We start from the raw sequence: 22,170 nt of genomic DNA, 5'->3' as shown, positions 1-22,170 counted from the left end.
CAAGAAGCTTTTCAAGTGAACTCAGCTACACTTTTGAAGAATTATTTTAAATAAAAGGGTTTGAATGTTAGATGGGAAAAATATTCTAATCACCGGTGGTACCGGAAGTTTTGGAAAACAATTTACAAAAACCATTTTAGCACGTTACAAACCCAATAAAATTATTATTTACTCACGTGATGAACTTAAACAATATGAAATGGCGCAACGTTTTAGTGATAAATGCATGCGCTATTTTATTGGGGATGTACGTGATAAAGACCGCCTTATCAAAGCAATGAACGGTGTCGATTATATCGTCCATGCAGCTGCCCTTAAACATGTACCTATCGCTGAATACAATCCGATGGAGTGTATCAAAACCAACATCAACGGGGCTCAAAACGTTATCGATGCCGCCATAGCGAACGGTATTCACAAAGTCATCGCCCTCTCCACCGACAAAGCGGCAAACCCCATCAATCTCTACGGAGCGACCAAGTTGGCATCTGATAAACTCTTCGTTGCTGCCAACAATATCACAGGAGACAAACCTATCTCTTTTTCGGTTGTCCGCTACGGCAATGTTATGGGATCTCGCGGTTCAGTTATCCCTTTTTTTGAAAAATTGATCCGTGAAGGTTCAACAGAGCTTCCTATCACTGATGAACGAATGACCCGATTTTGGATCACTCTCCAAGAAGGGGTTAATTTTGTCCTTAAAAACTTTGAGAGAATGCACGGAGGGGAGATTTTTGTCCCCAAAATCCCCTCAATGAGTGTTATTGATGTTGCTCGAACCATCGCTCCAACCCTCAAACATACCGTTGTCGGTATCAGACCGGGTGAGAAAATGCACGAAGTGATGTGTCCGGAGGATGATTCACATCTCACCATCGAGTTTGATGATCATTTCGTTATTCAACCCACGATACAGTTTTCCCATAAACCGAATTATCACCTGAACCAATTAGGAGAAAGCGGAAAAAGTGTCCCATACGGTTTTGCCTATCGCTCAGATAACAATAGCCAATGGCTTACCTCTGAAGAATTACTTGCCAAAATCGAGCTTACCCGTAACGAGGAAAAATAGTCGTGTTGCCCTATTCGACCCAGTTCATCGAAGAGGATGATATTGCCGCTGTTGTTGAGGTCTTACGCAGTTCTCACCTCACTCAAGGCTCCAAAGTCGAGGAGTTTGAAGAAGCAATTGCCGAGTATGTCGGCGCACGCTACTGTGTTACATTCAACTCTGCTACATCTGCTCTTTTAGGGGCATATGCAGTTGCAGAACTCAAAGAAAACGATGAGATCATCACCACCCCTATCAGTTTTGTTGCGACCTCGAATATGGCAGTTGCACTGGGAGCAAAACCTATTTTCTGTGATGTGAAAATGGACGGTAACATTGATGAAAACCTCATCGAATCACTTATCACTTCCCGAACCCGTGCCATCGTTCCTGTCGATTTTGCCGGTAAACCAGTCGCTATCGAAACGATCAAAACCATCGCCAAAAAACACAATCTTCTTGTGATCGAAGATGCTTCTCATGCATTGGGAAGCGATATTAATCACCGTAAAATCGGCTCATTTTCAGATATGACTGTCTTTAGCTTCCATGCGATCAAACCGATCACTACCGGCGAGGGAGGAGCTATCGTAACCAACAATGAGGAATTTGCGTCGCGGCTTAGACTCTTTCGCTCTCACGGTATCATCAAAAAGCATCTTTGGAATTCAGATATGGTGAGTCTTGGGCATAACTATCGTCTCACCGAATTTGCCGCCGCACTTGGGCTTTCACAACTGCACAAACTCGATCGTTTCATCAATATACGTGAACATATTGCCCGTTATTATGATGAAAAATTCGACAAACATCCACTCTTCTCCACAATTACAATTCCTAATAATGAACAAAGCGGGCGCCACCTTTATCCCCTACTACTGAATCCTGAGCTCCATTGTGTCAAAGAGGAAATTTTTGAAGAACTTCAATCACGTGCTCTTGGAGTGCAGGTTCATTATAAACCTATTTACAAAAACAGCTTTTACAAAGAACGTTTCGGTGAAATACGTTTAATGACTACCGAGCACTTTTACCGCTCGGAGCTCTCTATCCCCTGCCATCAGAAGATGTCTATGGAGGATGCCAAAGTCGTGGTCGATACCGTTCTAGAAGTGATCGAAAAATATTCCTATCGAGGGTGTTCATTTTGAATATCGCCATAATCCCTGCCCGTGGCGGCAGTAAACGTATTCCACGAAAGAATATTAAAGATTTTTGCGGAAAACCGATGATCGTTTACAGTATTGAGGCGGCTAAAACATCCACACTTTTTGATAAAATTATTGTAAGCACTGACGATGAAGAGATCGCTAAGATAGCCCTCAGCTATGGGGCTGAAGTCCCTTTTTTACGTCCGAAAGAGCTTAGCGACGATTTGACGGGAACAGGTGCAGTTATCCATCATACGCTCTCATGGTTGAAAGATCAGGGTGAAAAATTTGATTATGTTTGTACTATCTATGCAACTGCACCTTTATTGCAAGCACCCTATCTTAGTGAAGGTTTTGAAAAATTAAAAAAATCAGATGCTGTTCATGCTTTTTCATGCACTTCTATGCCTTTTCCAATTCAACGAACTTTCAAAATTACTCCGCAAAATCGATGTGAAATGTTCTGGCCTGAAAATGCTTTAAAACGGAGTCAAGATCTCGAAGAGGCGTATCAAGATGCGGGACAATTTTACTGGAGTAAACTCGCACATAAATCCAATCAGCCGATGTTCGGTTCAGATAGCATTCCTATCATTCTCCCTCGCCATCTCGTGCAAGATATAGACACCCCCGAAGACTGGATTCGAGCAGAACTGATGTACAAAGCTCTCCATTTATGAAAACCCTTATCCGTTCCGACAGCTCCTCATCGATCGGAGTAGGACATATCATGCGTGATCTCGTTCTTGCCAAACGGCTGGGAGGGAAGATCTTTTTCGCTTGTATGGAATTGGAAGGGAATATTATCGAGCAGATATCCTATCCTTTATATACACTCACTACAAACACCCCTGAGGAGCTCATAACACTTATCCAAACGGAGGGGTTTGAACGTGTTATATTCGACCATTACGGAATCAATGCACACTTCGAAAAACAGATCAAAGAGCAAACTGCCGTAGAAATTATTGCTCTTGATGACACCTACCAAAAGCACCATTGTGATATTCTTCTCAACCATAATATCTACGCAGACCCTAAAAAATACACCTCCTTGGTGCCAATCGAATGTATCCTGTGGTGCGGCAGTGAGCACACTCTGATCCGTGAAGAGTTTATTGCCGAACAAAAAATCGTTAGAGAAAAAGTCTACGATCTTCTCATTGCGATGGGGGGAGCAGATACGACCGATCAGATTGGTAAGATTATGCAAAGTGTTTCTGAAAATATCCAAATCGCGATTTTGACCACCACTGCAAACCACCATTTAGATGCACTGCAAACTTACGCTAAAGCTCATCCAAAAGTTCATCTGTTTATTAATTCCAACGATGTCGCACGCATCATGAACCAAAGTAAAAAAGCGATCCTCACCCCTAGCACCATCGCTCATGAGGCGATTTACATGGGACTCCCCTTCAGTGCACTTCAAAGTGCACCCAATCAGGACGATATGGTAGAGTATTTAAAAATAAACGGTTATTGCGTTATGGAGGATATAACATGAAAATAGCCCATTTTGATTTTAATGAGGGAAAAACCTTTATCATCGCCGAACTCTCCGCCAATCATAATCAAGATTTTAATCTCGCAAAAAAAGCTGTCAAACTCGCCTACGAAGCAGGTGCCGATGCCATCAAACTTCAGACTTATACTGCTGATTCTCTCACGATTGATGTCAAAGAGGAGCGTTTCAAAGCTGGGCATCTGTGGAGCAGTGAATATCTCTATGATCTCTATGAACGTGCACATATGCCGATGTCATGGCATGAACCGCTCAAAGCCTATGCAGATGAGTTAGGGATTATCCTCTTCTCTTCAGCATTTGATATATCTGGAGCCGATCTACTCGAATCACTCAATGTTCCTGCATATAAAATTGCCAGTTTCGAGATTACCGATATACCCCTTATCCAACATGTCGCTGCCAAAAGAAAACCGATCCTTATCTCCACCGGAATTGCCAACGAAGAGGATATTCTCCGCGCTATCGAAGCATGTCGAAGTGTCGGAAACAATCAGATCGCATTACTCAAATGTACTAGCTCCTATCCCGCTCCACCCGAATCGATGAATCTCTCTACGATTCCCGATATGGCTCAAAAATTCGGTGTCACTGTCGGTCTTTCCGATCATACGCTAGGACTTGAAGCCTGTATCGCGGGTGTAGCCCTGGGAGCGAAAATCATTGAAAAACATTTCACCCCAGACCCCTCCGTCCCCTCTGCCGATCAAGCTTTCTCTCTAAGCCCCGATGAGCTCACTGCTTTAGTTAAAAGTATTCGCAGTGTTGAAAAAATGATTGGTTATCCCGATTACAAAGGGGGCGATAAAAAGTATGCACGTAGTCTTTTTGCGATTCGTGATATCGCTGAAGGAGAGAAATTTACTGCTGAAAATACCCGAAGTATTCGTCCAGGAGAGGGGCTTCATCCCCGTCATTTAAACACACTACTGCATACCCATGCAATTACTTGCATTAAACGCGGTACCCCTCTGGATAAAACAATGGTCTCCGTAAAGCTGATATGATACATCTCAAAAATTACACCGATTTAACGGCTCAAGAACATCAGGATCTTTTAAATATCCGTAATCTCACAACCATCCGCAACGCTTCGACGAATATAGAGGAGATCGATTTTACCGATCATATCCGATGGATTGAATCACTCAAAACCTGTAGCGGAAAAATCTATTACGCTGTGTTTGAAACCAATACCCTCTGCGGCGGGATCCACCTCATCCAAAACAATGATGAAACGGCTACATGGGGAATCTTTTTCGATCCCAACACCTCTGTTTGGGTTATTGCTTCGGTAACTCTCTATTTTATCGATCGCTGTTTTAATCATTTGGGTGTAACAACACTCCAGTCGCATATCCGGACCAATAATATCCCAGCAATCGCTTTCAACCGACAATTAGGATTTAAACCATTCTGTGAAAGCGACGATTTTACCCTTATGCAATTGGATGAAATGCTCTGGAGCGCTCAAAAAGAGAAAAAAATCCTCAAAAATATTCTACAATACGCCACACACTATCCCATCAATCTGGAGAGCTTATGAAAGAGCACATTTTTGAAATTATCTCCTCTGCCGTTCGTGACATGGGTGAAGAGCTAGAAAATGAGACATTACAACACGTGAGCGAAGAGACCAAGCTTTTCGGAAACGGCGGAGCACTCGATAGCCTCGCCCTCGTCTCCTTAATCGCCGATGTCGAAGAAAAAATATACGATACATTTGAGCGCGCTATCGTGCTAGCCGATGAGCGTGCCATGAGTCAGCGCACCTCACCGTTTCGTGATGTCGGCTCACTCTGCAATTACGTCGAAAAACTACTCAATGACTAAAGTGATCCTGATTACCGGAACCCGCAAAGGGATAGGAGAAGCATTAGCACGCCATTATCTCATGCTTGGAAATACCGTCATTGGGTGTTCAAGAGAAGAGGGAAGTATTACACATAATTCCTATCGTCATTTTTGCCTCGATATTACCGATGAATCCGCCGTTATATCTATGATACGCAGTCTCAAAAAAGAGTTTGGACGACTCGATGTCCTGATCAACAACGCCGGTATCGCCTCAATGAACCATTTTATCACCACCCCCCTCTCAACGATGGAAAAACTATTCCGTGTCAATGTTTTAGGAACGGCGCTCATGATGCGCGAGTGTGCGAAAGTGATGATGAAACAAGAACGGGGAAGGATTATCAATTTTACCACTATCGCCACTCCTCTTCATCTTGAGGGGGAGGCGATTTATGCCAGTGCCAAAGCCGCTATCGAAAACCTCACCCAGACCACTTCCAAAGAGCTCTCTAACTACAAGATCACGGTCAATGCCATTGGCCCGACCCCTATCCAAACTGATCTGATCAAAGCGGTTCCAAAAGAAAAAATCGATGCTCTGATCGAAAAACAAACTCTCAAACGTATGGGAACATTTGACGATATTACCCATGTAGTCGATTTCTTTGTCGATGAAAAAAGCGACTTTCTCACCGGCCAGATTCTCTATCTGGGCGGAGTCAGTCGATAGGGAGAGATCATGGAGTGGATGGATTTTAGCGCTTTTAGTAATAAAAACTGCGTTATCAGCAATGAGGGAACCTATACCTATACTCATCTCTCACACACCATCCAAATGCTTCAAGATAGCGTTATTTCTGGCATAGTTCCTGGAGAGGTAATCGCCATCCTCTCGGATTATTCGTTTGAATCGGTTGCTCTATTTTTGGCATTAATGAAAAACCATAACATCATTGTCCCGATCACTGCCACGCTAGAGAGCGAGATTGAAGATAAACTGAGTGAATCGTATACCAACAAAGCAATTCGAATCCGTGATGGGAAGTACTTCGTTCAAGAACTTCATCAGGAAAAAAACCATCCGATCATCGAAACTCTCCGTTTGAGAGGACATAGCGGTCTGGTACTTTTCAGCAGTGGCAGTACCGGAAAACCAAAAGCGATGATCCACGATCTTGATACCCTCGCCCAAAGCTATAGCGGTAAAAAACCCAAATCAATGAATCTATTGCTTTTTTTAATGTTCGATCACATCGGTGGACTCAATACACTCCTTAACATTCTCTCCATGGGTGCGACTATGATTATCCCCGCTTCGCGCAATGTCGAGGAAATTTGCCACTTGATTGAAAAATATGCCATTGCGGTACTCCCCTCTTCACCCACTTTTTTAAATCTGATGATGATAGCCGATGCCCAAAATCGATTCAATCTCTCCTCTTTGCGGATGATTACCTATGGAACCGAAGCGATGAGTGATACACTTCTGGAGCGTTTAAAAACTGCTTTTCCCCGTGTCAAATTTTTACAAACCTTCGGAACCAGTGAGACAGGCATCGCCACTACTAGCTCCCTCTCATCCAACTCCACTTTTATGAAAATCGACGATCCTGATCTGGATTACCGAATTGAATCCGGTGAACTGTGGCTGCGCAGCCATACCCAAATCCTCGGCTACCTCAATGCATCTATGGAGAGTTTCACAGAAGATGGTTGGTTTAAAACAGGCGATCTGGTCGAAGAGGGGGAGAACGGCTATCTTCGGATTATCGGGCGGAGCAAAGAGGTTATCAACGTCGGAGGAGAAAAAGTCCTCCCCATCGAAGTGGAATCGGTTTTGATGCAGATGAGTCAAATCGATGATGCCCTCGTCTATGCAATCCCCAATGCAATTACGGGGCAAAGTGTCGCAGTAGAAGTTGTTTTACATGATCCCTCTGATACCGAGGGGATCAAAAAAACAATCCGACAATTTTGCAAAAATAAACTTGACCCCTATAAAATTCCAACCCATGTCAAAGTGGTCGATCATACTAACTTCAGTGAACGATTTAAGAAAATGAGGATCAACCGATGAAGCCAAAGATCGTTTTAACCTACGGAACATTCGATATGTTCCATATCGGTCATCTCAATCTCCTCCAGCGTCTCAGTGCACTCGGTGAAAAACTCATCGTCGCTGTTTCTACCGATGAGTTTAATACAGTCAAAGGGAAGAAAACGCTGATTCCTTACGAACAGCGTGCCCAAATCGTGAGTGCAATCAAAGGGGTCGATCTCGTTATTCCCGAAGAGAATTGGGAACAAAAAATCGATGATATCCGCAATCACAATGTCGATATCTTTGCGATGGGAAATGATTGGGAGGGAAAATTTGATTTTCTATCCCCTTACTGCAAAGTGGTCTATCTTCCTCGTACTGAAGATATATCTACTACAGAAATCAAAAAATCTCTCGATCTCTTTTTACTCGAAAACGAGGTACAGCTCTGATGGCGTTTGATTTTAACGGCAAACGGGTCTATATCGCCCCACACACACCTCGCACAACTATGTTTCAGAAAAGTTTTTGTGAATACTATCCTAATGCCGAATGTTTAGGATTTATCGATAAAACCAAAGAGGGAGATGAAATATTCAAATTGGATACGATAATAGAGACCCCTTTTGATGCCATTCTCATCCTCTCTCAAAACCACTTTTCCAGTATTTATGATGACTATACCGTTCACATCCCAAAATCCAAACTAATCAAAATCGATATCATCGACAACCGATACCACTTTTTTGATGAGCGTGATATTAGTCGCCAAAAATATGCGGCAATACCGCAAAAGCTACGGATGAAATTTCTCTCTTTACTGACCCGCTTCATCGATGCATTCGGATTCAAACGTTCAAAAAATGTTTTTATCGCCAAATCATTTGTCGGAACCAACACAAAAATGCTCTATCTTCATACTGCGACTCGTTATACGAATACAGTTCTCCTCACAGACAATCAGCATCAACTGAGCCAATTCAAAATTCATGGTTTCCCTGTCGCTCCTCTTTTAAGCTTGAAAGCAATTTGGAATATTGCATGGGGGAAAAATCTCATTATGGATCAGGGGAACTACACCGAACCCCTTAAACATCTCAGCCCACACCAAAAAACCATCCAAATGTGGCATGGCATTCCCCTCAAACGGATGAACAGACTTACCGATATTACCTACGATTATCTAGTGAGTACGTCTGATTACGTTAACGAAACTTCTCTTTCTCATGTCATTGTCGCCAAAGAGTACAAAGATTACGGCTATCCTAGAAATGATCTTTTACTGAAAGAGCATAGTGAGTATGATCTGCTTTTATGTGACCACAATCTATACAAATTGGCTAAATCAACCTTCGGCACACAAACCAAAGTAATCGTTTACATGCCAACCCATCGCGAAGCCTCAACAGAGTTGGAAAATCCAAAAACACCTCTCATCCCTCTGGACTTTAACCTATTAGACCATTCTCTTAAAATTCTGAATGCTATTTTGATTGTCAAATTGCATCCTTTTATCATGCAGTTTTACCAGAGTTTTGCTCCAGAAGGAGGGTACGAACATATCCACTTTCATTCATCCCAGGGAGATGTCTATCCGATCCTCAAATATGCCGATATTTTAATCACCGATTATTCTTCAGTCTATTTTGACTTTCTGTTATTAAATCGTCCTATTATATTTTTTGACTACGATTACGAAGAGTACAGCGGCAACATGGGGGGATTTGTGTATGACTATGAAAAAAATGCTCCAGGGGGGAAAATTAAAACGCAAAATGATTTAATAGTCATACTGCAGTCCATTGTTCAAGACAAAGAAAGTTTTGCTTCTCAACGTACAAATATAAAAGATCTTTTTTTCGCCTATCAAGATATGTATTCATCCGAACGAATCGTTAAAAATTTAATCAAAAGCAGTGTCATATTATAATTAATATAGACATAAACTAAAGGAACATAATGCGTAAAGCTAAATATCTCCCAAGTGAACATCTTCTTCTTTCTTCAGAAGCATTACGAGATGATTATAATTTCTTTGTCAGAAATCTTGCAAATCCAAGACCAGCAAATCAACGCTATATTTTATCAGAAAAATATCTCTCCGGAGCAACAAGAGGAGTTGAACTAGGTGGCTTCCATGCTCCTAATCACCTTCCATTAGGATGTCAAGCCGACTATATCGATCAAGCGTCTATTGATGATTTAAAAAATCGTTTTCCAGAAATCAATGATCTAAATTGTGTTTACTCTCTTACACTTGACGATGGACAAAAACTTTCTAAGGTTCCCTCTGAATATTACGCTTTTTTAATCGCAAATCATATGATTGAGCACGTAGAAGATGTGATTACAACCATTCAGAATCATCTCCGCGTCATTAAACCAGATGGCTACATTCTGTATGCAGTTCCTGATAAACGGTACACTTTTGACGCAACAAGAGAGCTCACGACGTATGAACATCTTAAAGATGAATACCTTAATGGATCTGAAAAAAATCGAAAAGAACACTATATAGACTTTTTAAAACATACTGCTCATTATGATGATGAAGAGCTTTTAATCAAAACAGAAAAACTTCTTCAAGAACACAAGGATACCCATTTTCATGTTTGGGAAAGTTCAACCTTTGAAAAACATATAAAAAATGCTATTAATGATGGGTTTATCAATGCAACTCTTCTTGAAATTGTTCCCAATGGTATTGAATTTATTTGTGTTTTGAAAAAATTTCAAACTGAAAAAGTTGCCCAGGGCACTCTATCCTAACATTATCAGGAAGAATAAATTTTGGATAAAGCCCGATAAAGTTTAGAAATGCTCGTACATAAGTTATAAATACATCATTACTTGACGTTACATAGATTTCTCTCTCACTTTTCAGCTCAATAAAGTGGAGACGAATAATAGTCCGTAAAATATGTACGAACGGTATAAGATCTTTATGCTTTTGTGACAATAGTATTAATTTTTCTTCCGTAATACCCAAAGAATCAAGTGACTTAATCGCTTCCTTTTCATATCCAATAGAGCAGATTACAATTTTATCATAATCCATATTCACTATACTTTCCTTCGGCTTAACCTCAATATCAACTCCATAAAAACGATTCAATATATTTGAATTTTTTTCATTACCATCTACCGCTCCGACAATATTCGTTGTCAGACAATGCACGAAACGGCCAACCTGCCCATAACCATAAATGACAACGCAATTGTATTGTTTAAGACTCTCAATTTGTTCTAAAAAATAGTTAAATACCTCTTCTGCAAAATATAAAATCGTCCCTTTTTTATCAATTCTTTCAATATAACGTTCAATCAAAGAAGGATTGTACGTATACTGATTTACAAACAGATGCCACATAGATGATTCAGGATTATAATCGGAATGGGTTCTTAAAAGAATATTTTTTTTCAAGAAGGGTGCATCATGTATTTCGATCATCGTATCCCATAGATAATACGCCGGATTTACCTGTGCAAAAAGTTTTTTTTCAACATCATTAAATTTTTTTGAAACGGATTCGAGCAACTTATCAAATTCAACAAATCCACCAACGGTAAATCCAGCTTTTATGGCCTTTTTTGCACATTCCAATTCATACGAATCAATTATTTTCTGCTTATTCTCAATTACTCTACAAGTGTTCCAAAAAAGATTGTAAAAATAGCTCTTAACAATCTTTTGTTCAAAGACCCAAAAATAACTTTGTATATGATATTGTATATTGTAACTATCAGCAAGCCCCCAAAAATCAAGCCTTCGTTTTTTCATGCTGTCAAACATTTTTTTAGGGTTAGAAAGTGGATAAAAGATACTATCATTCATATGGATTATTTGCTTATATTTCGTATAATCACCAACCGCATACAATCCTGCTTTCCATGACATGAAATCGTATCCTATATTCTTTTTTACCACTAAAACTTTAACGTACCGCCTTACTTTATTTATTTCCCGATACGCAATCTTTTCTGATGTTGTCACAAAAACAATCGCATACCCCATTTTTTTCATTGACCTCAATGCGAAAATGACATAAGCATCAATGATACCGTCAGGGTCAAAGTGGGAATAAATACAAAGTTTATCCCCCTCATCATGATGATCAAAAAAGTTGATCATACGAATATGACTTTTTTCACTTGAGCTTAAACGAATTCTTGGTGTTTGTTTAATCATTAATCTACACTTTTACATCTGTAATTTGTCATTCATATGGATATCTATTAAAAAAGTTTATAGCCCGTATACTATGATGAGCGATCCATCATAAAAAACTTACTTACCTTCCAATAAAATGCATCAACAAAGCGCTTATTATTTTGTTCAACCTCTTCAATTTCAAGCCGAACAAGATATTGAGTAGAAGTAGCATGAGCTATATCATCAAAACCATACGATATACCATTATAACTTCTTATACTTTTTCGCCATTCTTCCTTACTCATATTGTGACATGGGATGATCACAGGAATACATCCGCACAATGCTGCCTGAATACATAAAAAAGTATATGGATCATAGCAATAAAAAAATATTTTTTTATTGAATAATTCTGCTAATGCGGAAGATGGTGTTGTATCTACGATTTCAATACTATTTTCCATATCATGTACAATTATGGCATTAGGATTTTTTCGCTTTATATAACAACTTCCTTCCCGTTTTGAAAAATGATAGTTTTTAAAAATATCCAGATTTCCTTCTAGAATTAATAGCTTGTCATGTATCTTAAAATCTGGATTTTGATATGAGAATGGACTAAATCCAAGTATATAATCATTTTCACCAAAATCAATTTCATGAGTGAAAAACCCTGGTTTATGCAAAAGCCATCTTACAACATTCGGAGCTTTTAGAGGATTCCCCGAAATTATTTCTGGATATACAACTATAAAATTTTGAATATTTTGATGAAAAAAAGACCTGTCTATTAAAGGTGTAGTATATTTTTGGTTTACTATATACTTTTCTATTTTTGTGCCAAAAGTATATAGATAAGCTTGATAGCCTAGTTGATTTAAAATATCACATAACTTATGCAATACGATACATCCACCGCTTGATGAATCAAAACTGGGAGCAAAAATTGCAAACATATAAGGATGCTGAGAATTCATATTTTTTGTTTCATGTGTAATAATTTCATGGGCTTTATTTGATTTCTAACAATAAATATCATCAGTTATCCATCTTAGAAAAAAAGTTATACGATTTTAAAATATTCTCATCTTGTACACTTTTCCGTGTCACATTAAACTTTTCATCACCCTCATACGCTCTTTCTATTACACAACCATATGATTTTAACATACCAACTATTTGATCATAAAATTTCTTTGGATTTTCACAGAACTCTTCATATTCAACAACTAACTTTTTATGTTCAGGAACATTCTGTAACCCTTTTTCAACAGCTTTATTTATATAAAATATCTGCCCTGCAACTTGTGCATAAGGATTCATATCTTTCAATTGATTGTATTCTGGAATTTTAAATGAATACCATTGATTAATTGTCCCATATTGTTTTTCGCGAGCTTTTAACGCAGATTCTATATTGGTCAAAGGATCACGTTTGGTATAAATAAAGATTGCTTTATCAAAAATTTTATTTAAAAAAGGGATATTATAGTTGAGAATCATTGCTTTGAGTGCGAAAGGCTTTTGAAAAACATCTGTCAAACCAGCAAATTCAGCTAAAAGGGTTTTAATATCTACTTTTTCGAAAAGCTCATCATCCGAAAGGTAATCTATCTCTTCAAATGGCAGAAAACGTCTCCAAAAATACCAAAACTCATTTGGAGCCAAAGCCCCTTTTGTTTTACCGTTTTCCGAATAAAAATCTATAGACGAGTTAAAATCACGTATTTCATTGCGATAATTATAACGCTCATCAGTCAGCAATAGTTGGATTTTTGCACCTATAATCGGCGCTTTATAAAAACGAGACATCAAGTTTGTCGGATAAGCTACCAATCCACTGTTGGCAAGCCATTGTGTTATAAGTGTCGAACCACTTCTATGCGGTCCAACAATAAAAACTATTGGATATGCAGTTGTTTGATCGTCTAACAAAGTTTTTTCGGCAATATTCATCAAATGATTAACTTCTGTAAGCAAAGATTCCAATGAATCATTACGTTTAAACTCACTACGTCTTGCTTCTATTTGAATATTATTCATATACTGATTCTTTAATGATTGCTACGATTTTTTTCATCTCTCTTCGCCCATATCTTTGATCAATAGGAAGAGGAAGTATATCGACAAAATTTTTTTCTATTTCTGTCACAACTTCTCTTTGTAAAACTTCATTCCAATATCTTGCAACATAAATTTTTGCTTCTATAAGTTTTTCTCTTAAAGCGTTATTAGCAGTCAAAAAAGGATATATCATTGGAACTTTTATTAACGCAGGCTCTACCTGATATAAATTTAAAGATACTAGATGTTCATGCAAATAAGAAAAATTTGAATTTCGAATTTTTTGTATCTCATGATAATCAATAGAATTTAAAATTCGTTGTGTCAATTTTGACATTAAAGCTATTGGTTGATGACTAAGCCTGTTTTCGGACTTTTGATAATTAGTATAATAGAAAGATGCATTTTTATCAATTCTGCCAAGTAATTGTTCTGCGTATTCGACAGAATAATCTACTTCTAACTTACCATAAAGCGGATGAAAATTTCTCGTGTAAAGATACCCACCATCTGAAACACCAAAAAATTTTCTTGGGCTGTATATAGTATCAATACCTAAAATTGGGTTTTCAAAAAAAGCCTGTGTATTATCAACAATAAGCTTTGTGCCGTACTTCTTAGAAAGATCATCAATATAACAACTCTTCATACCAAAATAGTTTACATACAAAATACGATCATTACTTTTCATATCGATTTCTTCAAGGATTTCAAAATGAGCATCTATATTATAAAATTCATATTTAATACCAAGTTCCACTAATGGCTCAAGTAAGCTATCACAGATATAACAAGGAACATATACTTTATGAGGTGGAACGGTCGATAAGATATATTTCAAACAATTTCTACCACTGTTTAATTTTAAAGCATCATGATGATACTCTTTTTTTTTCTTGAGCTCTAATTCAAAATATCCACCAATTTCTTTCATACTAACTCATATTCCTGCATCATATTTTTGATATCATTGATATTATTAAACATCATAACATCAATGATAGATAAATGAGAAATAAATTCATCTGAAAACTGTCTATATTCCATCAAATTAGTTTTGATAAAACTTAATGAAATATCTCTCTTTGTAAAACTTTCTTTGTCATATAGAACCTGTCCTCCAATAGTATTGATATAATGTGTAGCATTTAGTTTTTTACATATATTGATAATTTTGTCTTGGCCTTTCAATGAAGTGTCTTTTTCAATTTGGGTGGAAATAATAATTTTTGTTTGTAAATTTAAATAACTTACAATTTCTTTAATAGAATACTCCAAATAGCGTGCAAGATTCAGTTCCTGATTGGTCATAATATTGGTTAGCATAGGGAAAACATCATTAAAAAATGGAGCTTTTCTATAAGCTTGTTCAAACGTTTTTAAAAGCTTAATACGATTATTTCCAACTTCTACTTCATTTATTTTTTTAAAAGAACTGGCTCCTTGTAATTCCAAAGTAAAAAGATATCTTTTACTATTAAATAAAATTTGATTTCTATTTATCCATCCCTGTTTAATATAAGAAACATCATCATAAATTATAAAAGTATCCACTGCCTCTATCAACTGCCAATAGCCGATATAAGGAAATAAATAAGGTTGCATGATACCAAGAGTCATAACGCCTCTTTCAAAATCCTAATGATCGTCATTTGATCATCTAAAGATAATTCTCCATACATTGGTAAGCACAAAATTCTTCTGGAAACATCTCTTGAATTTAGTGAAATTTGTTTAGGCTCAATATAATTCAATGTATCAAGAGATGGATAAAAATAGCGGCGGGGATAAATATTGTTTTCATTCAATCTATTTTGAACTTTTTTTAGAAGGGCTTCATCCTTAAATAAAACCGAAAAATAACTATAATTTTTTGTTGCATTTTCATTTTGTTGTTGAGAATCGACTAATCCTTTGAGTTCTCTCGCATAGATTTCATAAACTATTTTTCTATTTTGCTTTATCTCTTCCATATCATCAAGCACACACAGTCCCATTGCCGCTTCAAATTCATTCATTTTCCCATTAGTGCCCAATTCTGGTATCTCTTCCGTATTTTTGATACCGAAGTTTATAAGATATCTTGCTTTTTGAACCAAATCATCATCATTGATAATTAAAGCTCCACCTTCTATAGTATGAAAAAGCTTCGTAGCATGAAAACTAAGGGTAGAAATATCTCCATAATTAAGGACACTTTTATTCTTGTATTTTACTCCAAAAGCATGAGATGCATCATATATAACTTTTAGATTATGTTTTTGGGCAATTTTTTCTATTTCCTCAACCTCACATGCATTACCAAAAACATGAACGGGAACAATTGCTGAAGTATTCTGGGTAATCAGATTTTCAATATTTTTTGGATCAATATTGAAAGTATTTGGATTGATATCTGCAAAAATAGGTAGTATTTGGTTCGTTACCAAAGAACTAGTAGTAGCTACAAAACTAAAGGGTGTAGTTATTGCAAAGCCTTTGACATTAAGTGTCCGATAAGCTATCTCAAGAGCAATAGTACCGTTAGAAACAAGAACCACATGTTTAACGTCCAAATAATCTGCAAGCCTCTTCTCAAGCTTTTGAACCAATGGACCGTTATTGGTTATCCATCCATTTGAATAAATTTCATCAACATACTTTTTATATTTCTCTTTATTAGGAAGATATGTTTTTGTTACATTAATCATGGCTTTTAGCTATACAGTACAAAATAGTTTCCCCTGCATGTATCGTATGATGCCCCAGATAAAATTGATACTCAGGAAAATTACTTTTTATCCAATCAGGTATTTCATAAAAATCTTCCAATTTGTGGTACAAAGAAATTGCTAATTTCGGTAAATTCTTTTTGATAGTATTAAAAGCACCCTTCAACGCTTCCAGTTCAAAACCTTCAATGTCCATTTTGATAAAATCTATTTTATTAATATTTTGCTCAGTACACACGAAATCAATCGTTCTAATAGAAAATAAATCAATATTTTCATTCTGGTTTAAACTAAAAGCTGGGTTCACATTGCTACTTTGTTTTTCACCTCTATTATACGCTGTATTATTATTGTAGTTTCCTAACCCGCAAGGCACTACTGTAATTATTTCACTCATTGAATTTTGAAAGATATTGTGCCGAGCTATCTCGATATGTTCAACTAATGGATCAAACGTGTATACATGACCTTCGTCTCCGACTGTAGCCGCAAAGTTGATTGCAGTATCACCGAAGCACGCTCCCGCATCAATGACAATATCTCCATATTCAGGCTTTACTTCAACTCCACCTATCCCATAATAATATTGCTTTCTGTACAAGAAAGAGACAATATTGGCAGACCAACATTCAAGATTGAGAAGTCGGTCTGCAAAAGGTACGTTTTCAAAATGACCTAATTCTCCATATAATCCATGCGAGTTTATTGATGACTCTGATATGTAATATTTTTTAATATTTTCAAACATATCAACTTCATCGGTCCAATCATAATCTTCCTCTATTTTAAATCTAAAATAACCCAAAGATCTATAGAGTATCAAGTTAACAAAAAGCTTCTTAGATTCATTGTTATTCAATAAATTATAGGTAGTAAAAAACTTATGTGCATTTAAAATAAAAAAAGAAAAATAACTTTCACATCCCTTTTTTAACTGTTCCATATCAGGTTCAATATATTTCCCATACGAATATGCACGAAAATCATAATTATTGATAATCCTGCTATTTATATTTAAATTATACTGTTCAACTATATTTTTAATAAATTTATACATTTAGACATCCCCCATCTCATTATTATCATCACAATAAAAGATTCATTGATTCAAAATTTTCTGAAAATTAATCGACAGTGTTATCACTGCTTTTTTAAACTCTTCAGAAGAAAGAATCATCTCGAGTCTCAAAAAACTCAACTCTTGCAAGCTCATATCCGGAACAATCTTTTTATGCCCATATCTAATTTTTTGAATAACACTGTTATAAAAAATTTCGTAAAATGAGATTCCATATTGTTTACTCAGAAATGGATCAAATCCAAAAAATTCTAAATTTTTAGTAAAAAGACCAAACATTCCTGCGTTGTCTCTTTCGTATTTTTCGAGAGATTCCATCATTTTTATAGCTTCGAAATAATTAAACGGAACCCATGCCATAATCGTCGTTCGGATCAAACTATCCAACATAGAGACACTATTTTGTATCCATGCTTCTATTTCGTTCGTAATACAATAGATATCTTGAGGTTTAATCCATATTACTCTCTCTAAAGAATTATAAAAAGCCACATTGATCATTTCTATCATTTCATCATCGAAATAAAATGCTTTTAGTTTAACCTGCGGAAACAATTCAAGGATTTCATTAAGATATCTAATATAATCGTCATCTTCCAAATTCTCTTTAACCGCTAAAAATCCAATCGCATTTTTACAATATATCTTTTTAATTTTTTCAGGATAGACGCGATCAAACGACGCCATAAACTCTGCTTTTGCCCGATTTGCACTTAAAAATATTCTTCGTTCTGGCATTCCAGAAAGAACTATGCCAGTATTTTTTTCTCTTAATATGATATCATGTACTTGATCATTATAAAAATTGGCAGGAACGAAAAAAATAAAATTCCCTTTTTGTGGGTACACTATTTTTATTTTTTTACTAAAAATCAACTCATTATCAATTATCAAATCAATCTCGAAATGAGTATCTCGTTTACTAAAATCATAAAAATAACCGATGATACTATCACCATCATCACTCAGTTTCGCTTTATGTACATAACCACTTTGCTCTCCACGTCGTTGTATCGCCACCAATTCCGCTTCCATAATCCCAGCCAAAGCAAACAGCCAATGGTGATGTGCATAAATCCAATCGATCATTTTTAGACGACGATCATCATCGTTTTGGATTGGTCGTACTTGAATGCGAGCGATTTCAAGTTCATGATGAACAATTAATGCCTGTGTTGCATCAATAAAAATATCAACAAATTGCTGATCATCAAAAAGTGCTTTCACCTCATCGATTTGTTCCATCAAATTTGCGATTTCATCATAATCGATTTTTTCTAAATTCTTTCGTCCATTGATTTTATCAAGACGTTCCACACATTCGGCAACTTGTTCAAACAGTTTTGAAACTTTTACCTGTGTTTCCGTAACATACTCCAACATAAAAGCTATTTTTGCTTCAATTTCATTGTGTTTAGCTTCAATACACTCAGAATTAGGTGGAGTCAATATGATTTTTTCTTTAACAATATTTTTATCAATACATAACTCGATCGCTTCACTAAATGAGAGCTCTTTTGAACCGTGAATACGTGCTCCACCTTCAGTGGCATTGATAGTCATGACCCCCTCTTGAGATGCTATATGGATATCATTTTCAAAAAAGTTACGAAACATATTCCAAATTACGCTGGTTAGAACTGTACCATTTCCACCGTAGGCTTCTACTTCCACATCATCTTTACGTCGTTTTAATGCACCAAAAATATGACCGTCACTATGCGATTTTCCTTCCTCGCCATAAGCTAGGTCTTGTCCGATAAGGATGATATTTTCAAATTTGGCATGAAAAGCGGCTTCATACGCCATATTTGCAGCTGACATCCCAATACCAATATACCCATACTCAGGTTGATTAAAATATCGTGTATACCCAAAAGGGCGCATACTCATCTGCAACGTTGCACCATTCACACTTTCAACTAGCAACGGATGGGACAGTGAAGACATAGCGCAAATGATCCCCTCTTGAAACTCTCTCGAGGTACGTTGATAAAACTCTGCTGTTTCGGCTACACGCTCGATCGAAAAGACGATGTCGGGTTTAATTCCATACTGTTCCAAAATTGGTAAACTAGCGTCAACACTTAGCAATGTTACATTGTCTTTTATCGTTTTTAAAAGCGGAAGCTGTTTGGCTAAGGAGGGACCAGTAGAGATAATAATGGCCGTTTTCGTCGTTTTCATCTTTTGAATCAACTCCAATAACGTTGGGGTCTCTACCATTTTAGACACATTCGCCAAATGCCACTCCAACCCGATTAAAGCATCTGTAGTATCATTTCCCAAACCTGTGACGACATGGTGAATCGCTCGAACCAAATGGGCATTGCACTGTACTAATGATTCTCCATAATGATTCTCGTAATACGGAATATTAGGTTCAAGATGATAGGTCTTGCAAAACACCTTGATCTGAGAATCACTAAATATTCCGACGGCACGAACAAAATCGATCTCATGATGTTCAAAAAAATAGAGTCGTCTTTGCTCAATCTCTGTCGAAAAATCGATCAAATTATAGGCGATGTAGAGAAGTTCAATCTCCGGTTCAATCACGATGATATGGGTATGGTTTGTATTTTTTAGGAGAAGTTTAACGAACAGGGCATTTGCAATCCCATAAATAAAAAGAATAGGGTATCGGCTAAACTCTTGTTCGAACCGATCTACTTGAGCAAGAATTTCATCTTGAGGTCTCCCCTCATAAAAAAGAGACCCCGTAAGCCGATCCAAAATGTTAATATTCAACGGATCGGTCGGCTCTTGAAAGACTTCATAGCGATCATTTTCCTCAATAGCGAAGACCCGTGATCCCAAAGAAGGGTTGAGGATGATTAACGATTCAATATTGTGTTCAAATGTATTCATTATTGTCCCTTAGAGGTATCGTTTATCAGCCGATGGATACATCGACAAAGAAAGCCGATCCTCTACGGCTCTCTGAACTTAAAACTATTGGAGTAGTTTTAGAACATTCTGCTGAACAGCATTTGCTTGGCTCATTGCATAGCTTCCTGACTGAGCAAGAATATTGTATTTCGAGAAGTTTGCTGATTCTGCTGCAAAATCAACATCACGAATTTGTGATTCGGCTGCTTTGACATTCACTTGAGTGACTGAAATATTATTAACAATTGACGTGAGTTGATTTTGAACCGAACCTAGATCGGCACGAATTTGATCAAGCCGCTGAATCGCAGAGTCAGCGATTTTCATAACCGACATAGCACCTCGAAGCGTTGTTACCCCTGCACTCCGATAAGAGGCACTCACATTAAGAGCTGTTGCATTGGCATTGAACCCCATAGCACTCGCAATATCTTTATCGATGATTCCACCAACACTTCGTAAATTGACGGTTGCCTGAGCTGCACTCACTTTAACAGCTGAATTTACAACGCTACTTCCACTCGCACTAACTAAAATATCTGCCGCACCGATACGGGTCAACGTCAAACGGCCATAATTTTCAACGACATCAGATACCGTTGTACTGTTAAAAGCTTCATTTGCTTTTCCTAAACCAGCAACCGTTCCGAGATTCGTTCCAGACATTCGGATACCCCGTCCGTCACGACTAGTAAGAACCAATCGTCCACGACTATCAGTTGAAGCTTCTACACCGGTTGTGTCTTTAAAATTATTGATTGCTGCAACCAATACGCCATTCGCATCATTTGCATCGGAAATTTGGATATCTCCGATTTTAATGTTATTGATTTGTAAACCGACAACTGTCCCAGTAGCAACAGCTTGCAATCCTGTTGAAATAACTTGAAAACTCGCTTGAATTCCCCCGAGCATATCGGAGTTTTTGTTAATTACTTCAGCCAATACTCCTAATCCAGTTCCTGCACTGGTAGAAATTTTTACGGATTCAAGCGTATAGTTATTTACACCATCGGCATTGCTAAATGTTAATTGTACCGTGCCACCCGCTGTTATGGATGATGATGTCTCAAACCGTGCATTACCGATTTTATCCGAGCTAGTCGCCCCAATCGAAGCAGTAACTGATTGGTTAGAATAAGCACCGATTTGGAACTCTTTGTTCGTAAAAGAACCCGAAAGTAAAGATTGACCATTGAATGATGTCGTTTTTGCAATATTATCAAGTGATTCCATCAAACGTTTAATGTCGGATTGAAGTGCTTGACGAGATTGTGTCGTTTGACCATCTTGTGCCGCTTGAGTCGCTTTTACTTTGATAGTATCCAAAATTTTAATCTGTTCATCCATCGCTTTATCAGCGATTTGGATCATACTGATACCGTCATTCGCGTTTGCAATAGCTTGACCCAAAGTTGATGCTTGTGAACGAAGAGAATCTGCAATCGCCATACCTGAAGCATCATCTGCTGCAGTATTGATACGTAGACCTGAAGAGAGTTTAGACAATGAACTGTCCAAATTACGATTGTTTACATTTGCATTTGTATGCGCATTCATCGCTGCAATGTTTGTGTTAATTCGAAAACCCATAATAATTTCCTTCGGATTTTTTTGCATCCATGCAATAGTGCAGAAGAAAAAGCAAAAAATATACCAAACTTGCCATCAAGAGCTAAAAAAATAAAAATTGATAAAATTTAAAGG

At 37.3% G+C, this 22,170-nt stretch carries 21 protein-coding genes; 12 read left to right on the top strand and 9 right to left on the bottom strand.

Features of this window, described 5'->3' with window-relative positions:
• The first annotated feature begins 64 nt into the window (after positions 1-64).
• The 12 genes from pseB to PHR02_RS02910 are packed head-to-tail and all read left to right on the top strand — an operon-like array spanning position 65 to position 10,334.
• Positions 65-1,072, top strand: a complete 1,008-nt coding sequence (gene pseB / locus PHR02_RS02965; protein ID WP_299988707.1) for a UDP-N-acetylglucosamine 4,6-dehydratase (inverting) — start codon at positions 65-67, stop codon at positions 1,070-1,072.
• A 2-nt stretch (positions 1,073-1,074) separates the two neighbouring features.
• Entirely contained in the window at positions 1,075-2,202 is a 1,128-nt protein-coding gene (pseC, locus tag PHR02_RS02960; protein ID WP_299988705.1) for a UDP-4-amino-4,6-dideoxy-N-acetyl-beta-L-altrosamine transaminase, read from the top strand.
• Positions 2,199-2,882, top strand: coding sequence for a pseudaminic acid cytidylyltransferase (gene pseF, locus PHR02_RS02955; RefSeq protein ID WP_299988702.1), 684 nt, complete (start codon positions 2,199-2,201; stop codon positions 2,880-2,882). The genes pseC and pseF overlap by 4 nt, the downstream gene beginning before the upstream one ends.
• Positions 2,879-3,709 carry a UDP-2,4-diacetamido-2,4,6-trideoxy-beta-L-altropyranose hydrolase gene (gene pseG / locus PHR02_RS02950; RefSeq protein ID WP_299988698.1) on the top strand — a complete coding sequence of 277 codons (831 nt, stop codon included), beginning with the start codon at positions 2,879-2,881 and terminating at the stop codon, positions 3,707-3,709. The genes pseF and pseG overlap by 4 nt, the downstream gene beginning before the upstream one ends.
• Positions 3,706-4,734, top strand: a complete 1,029-nt coding sequence (pseI, locus tag PHR02_RS02945) for a pseudaminic acid synthase (protein ID WP_299988695.1) — start codon at positions 3,706-3,708, stop codon at positions 4,732-4,734. The genes pseG and pseI overlap by 4 nt, the downstream gene beginning before the upstream one ends.
• Positions 4,731-5,273, top strand: coding sequence for a GNAT family protein (locus PHR02_RS02940; protein ID WP_299988692.1), 543 nt, complete (start codon positions 4,731-4,733; stop codon positions 5,271-5,273). Before pseI ends, PHR02_RS02940 begins: the two co-directional genes overlap by 4 nt.
• Positions 5,270-5,560: an acyl carrier protein gene (locus PHR02_RS02935; RefSeq protein WP_299988690.1), complete on the top strand. Its 291-nt coding sequence runs from the start codon at positions 5,270-5,272 to the stop codon at positions 5,558-5,560. Before PHR02_RS02940 ends, PHR02_RS02935 begins: the two co-directional genes overlap by 4 nt.
• Positions 5,553-6,254: an SDR family oxidoreductase gene (locus PHR02_RS02930; protein ID WP_299988687.1), complete on the top strand. Its 702-nt coding sequence runs from the start codon at positions 5,553-5,555 to the stop codon at positions 6,252-6,254. Before PHR02_RS02935 ends, PHR02_RS02930 begins: the two co-directional genes overlap by 8 nt.
• Before the next feature lie 9 nt (positions 6,255-6,263).
• Complete coding sequence (locus PHR02_RS02925) at positions 6,264-7,601, top strand: fatty acid--CoA ligase family protein (protein ID WP_299988684.1); 1,338 nt, start codon at positions 6,264-6,266, stop codon at positions 7,599-7,601.
• On the top strand, positions 7,598-8,017 hold the full coding sequence (gene tagD / locus PHR02_RS02920) for a glycerol-3-phosphate cytidylyltransferase (RefSeq protein ID WP_299988681.1): 420 nt from the start codon (positions 7,598-7,600) through the stop codon (positions 8,015-8,017). Before PHR02_RS02925 ends, tagD begins: the two co-directional genes overlap by 4 nt.
• Positions 8,017-9,495 carry a CDP-glycerol glycerophosphotransferase family protein gene (locus tag PHR02_RS02915; protein ID WP_299988678.1) on the top strand — a complete coding sequence of 493 codons (1,479 nt, stop codon included), beginning with the start codon at positions 8,017-8,019 and terminating at the stop codon, positions 9,493-9,495. Before tagD ends, PHR02_RS02915 begins: the two co-directional genes overlap by 1 nt.
• Before the next feature lie 29 nt (positions 9,496-9,524).
• Complete coding sequence (locus tag PHR02_RS02910) at positions 9,525-10,334, top strand: methyltransferase domain-containing protein (protein WP_299988675.1); 810 nt, start codon at positions 9,525-9,527, stop codon at positions 10,332-10,334.
• Here the strand turns inward: PHR02_RS02910 and PHR02_RS02905 are convergent.
• The 9 genes from PHR02_RS02905 to PHR02_RS02865 all read right to left on the bottom strand — a co-directional run bounded on the left by PHR02_RS02905 (position 10,276) and on the right by PHR02_RS02865 (position 22,056).
• On the bottom strand, positions 10,276-11,754 hold the full coding sequence (locus PHR02_RS02905) for a rhamnan synthesis F family protein (protein ID WP_299988673.1): 1,479 nt from the start codon (positions 11,752-11,754) through the stop codon (positions 10,276-10,278). The genes PHR02_RS02910 and PHR02_RS02905 overlap by 59 nt on opposite strands.
• A 71-nt stretch (positions 11,755-11,825) precedes the next feature.
• The gene (locus PHR02_RS02900) at positions 11,826-12,695 is read right to left on the bottom strand and encodes a hypothetical protein (RefSeq protein WP_299988670.1); all 870 of its coding nucleotides are present in this window, start codon (positions 12,693-12,695) and stop codon (positions 11,826-11,828) included.
• Between the two features lie 61 nt (positions 12,696-12,756).
• Positions 12,757-13,761, bottom strand: coding sequence for a sulfotransferase (locus PHR02_RS02895; RefSeq protein WP_299988667.1), 1,005 nt, complete (start codon positions 13,759-13,761; stop codon positions 12,757-12,759).
• A complete protein-coding gene (locus PHR02_RS02890; RefSeq protein WP_299988665.1) occupies positions 13,754-14,716 on the bottom strand; it encodes a hypothetical protein in 963 nt (320 codons plus the stop codon). Before PHR02_RS02890 ends, PHR02_RS02895 begins: the two co-directional genes overlap by 8 nt.
• On the bottom strand, positions 14,713-15,402 hold the full coding sequence (locus tag PHR02_RS02885) for a WbqC family protein (protein ID WP_299988662.1): 690 nt from the start codon (positions 15,400-15,402) through the stop codon (positions 14,713-14,715). The genes PHR02_RS02890 and PHR02_RS02885 overlap by 4 nt, the downstream gene beginning before the upstream one ends.
• Positions 15,399-16,472 (bottom strand): DegT/DnrJ/EryC1/StrS family aminotransferase, encoded by a 1,074-nt coding sequence (locus PHR02_RS02880; RefSeq protein ID WP_299988660.1) that lies wholly within the window; start codon positions 16,470-16,472, stop codon positions 15,399-15,401. Before PHR02_RS02880 ends, PHR02_RS02885 begins: the two co-directional genes overlap by 4 nt.
• A complete protein-coding gene (locus tag PHR02_RS02875) occupies positions 16,465-17,550 on the bottom strand; it encodes an FkbM family methyltransferase (RefSeq protein ID WP_299988657.1) in 1,086 nt (361 codons plus the stop codon). Before PHR02_RS02875 ends, PHR02_RS02880 begins: the two co-directional genes overlap by 8 nt.
• Positions 17,551-17,592: 42 nt before the next feature.
• The gene (locus PHR02_RS02870; RefSeq protein ID WP_299988654.1) at positions 17,593-20,442 is read right to left on the bottom strand and encodes a 6-hydroxymethylpterin diphosphokinase MptE-like protein; all 2,850 of its coding nucleotides are present in this window, start codon (positions 20,440-20,442) and stop codon (positions 17,593-17,595) included.
• Between the two features lie 84 nt (positions 20,443-20,526).
• On the bottom strand, positions 20,527-22,056 hold the full coding sequence (locus PHR02_RS02865; RefSeq protein WP_299988651.1) for a flagellin B: 1,530 nt from the start codon (positions 22,054-22,056) through the stop codon (positions 20,527-20,529).
• Positions 22,057-22,170: the final 114 nt, after the last annotated feature.

This window comes from Sulfuricurvum sp. (assembly GCF_028688295.1).
In the GTDB taxonomy this organism is placed as follows: Bacteria; Campylobacterota; Campylobacteria; order Campylobacterales; family Sulfurimonadaceae; genus Sulfuricurvum.
This window is presented reverse-complemented; position numbering and strand designations above follow the sequence as displayed.

Coding starts and splice junctions, on each gene's coding strand:
- pseB (WP_299988707.1), top strand. CDS start 65: ATGTTAGATGGGAAAAATATTCTAATCACCGGTGGTACCGGAAGTTTT.
- pseG (WP_299988698.1), top strand. CDS start 2,879: ATGAAAACCCTTATCCGTTCCGACAGCTCCTCATCGATCGGAGTAGGA.
- pseI (WP_299988695.1), top strand. CDS start 3,706: ATGAAAATAGCCCATTTTGATTTTAATGAGGGAAAAACCTTTATCATC.
- PHR02_RS02940 (WP_299988692.1), top strand. CDS start 4,731: ATGATACATCTCAAAAATTACACCGATTTAACGGCTCAAGAACATCAG.
- PHR02_RS02935 (WP_299988690.1), top strand. CDS start 5,270: ATGAAAGAGCACATTTTTGAAATTATCTCCTCTGCCGTTCGTGACATG.
- PHR02_RS02930 (WP_299988687.1), top strand. CDS start 5,553: ATGACTAAAGTGATCCTGATTACCGGAACCCGCAAAGGGATAGGAGAA.
- PHR02_RS02925 (WP_299988684.1), top strand. CDS start 6,264: ATGGAGTGGATGGATTTTAGCGCTTTTAGTAATAAAAACTGCGTTATC.
- tagD (WP_299988681.1), top strand. CDS start 7,598: ATGAAGCCAAAGATCGTTTTAACCTACGGAACATTCGATATGTTCCAT.
- PHR02_RS02915 (WP_299988678.1), top strand. CDS start 8,017: ATGGCGTTTGATTTTAACGGCAAACGGGTCTATATCGCCCCACACACA.
- PHR02_RS02910 (WP_299988675.1), top strand. CDS start 9,525: ATGCGTAAAGCTAAATATCTCCCAAGTGAACATCTTCTTCTTTCTTCA.
- PHR02_RS02905 (WP_299988673.1), bottom strand. CDS start 11,754: ATGATTAAACAAACACCAAGAATTCGTTTAAGCTCAAGTGAAAAAAGT.
- PHR02_RS02900 (WP_299988670.1), bottom strand. CDS start 12,695: ATGAATTCTCAGCATCCTTATATGTTTGCAATTTTTGCTCCCAGTTTT.
- PHR02_RS02895 (WP_299988667.1), bottom strand. CDS start 13,761: ATGAATAATATTCAAATAGAAGCAAGACGTAGTGAGTTTAAACGTAAT.
- PHR02_RS02890 (WP_299988665.1), bottom strand. CDS start 14,716: ATGAAAGAAATTGGTGGATATTTTGAATTAGAGCTCAAGAAAAAAAAA.
- PHR02_RS02885 (WP_299988662.1), bottom strand. CDS start 15,402: ATGACTCTTGGTATCATGCAACCTTATTTATTTCCTTATATCGGCTAT.
- PHR02_RS02880 (WP_299988660.1), bottom strand. CDS start 16,472: ATGATTAATGTAACAAAAACATATCTTCCTAATAAAGAGAAATATAAA.
- PHR02_RS02875 (WP_299988657.1), bottom strand. CDS start 17,550: ATGTATAAATTTATTAAAAATATAGTTGAACAGTATAATTTAAATATA.
- PHR02_RS02870 (WP_299988654.1), bottom strand. CDS start 20,442: ATGAATACATTTGAACACAATATTGAATCGTTAATCATCCTCAACCCT.
- PHR02_RS02865 (WP_299988651.1), bottom strand. CDS start 22,056: ATGGGTTTTCGAATTAACACAAACATTGCAGCGATGAATGCGCATACA.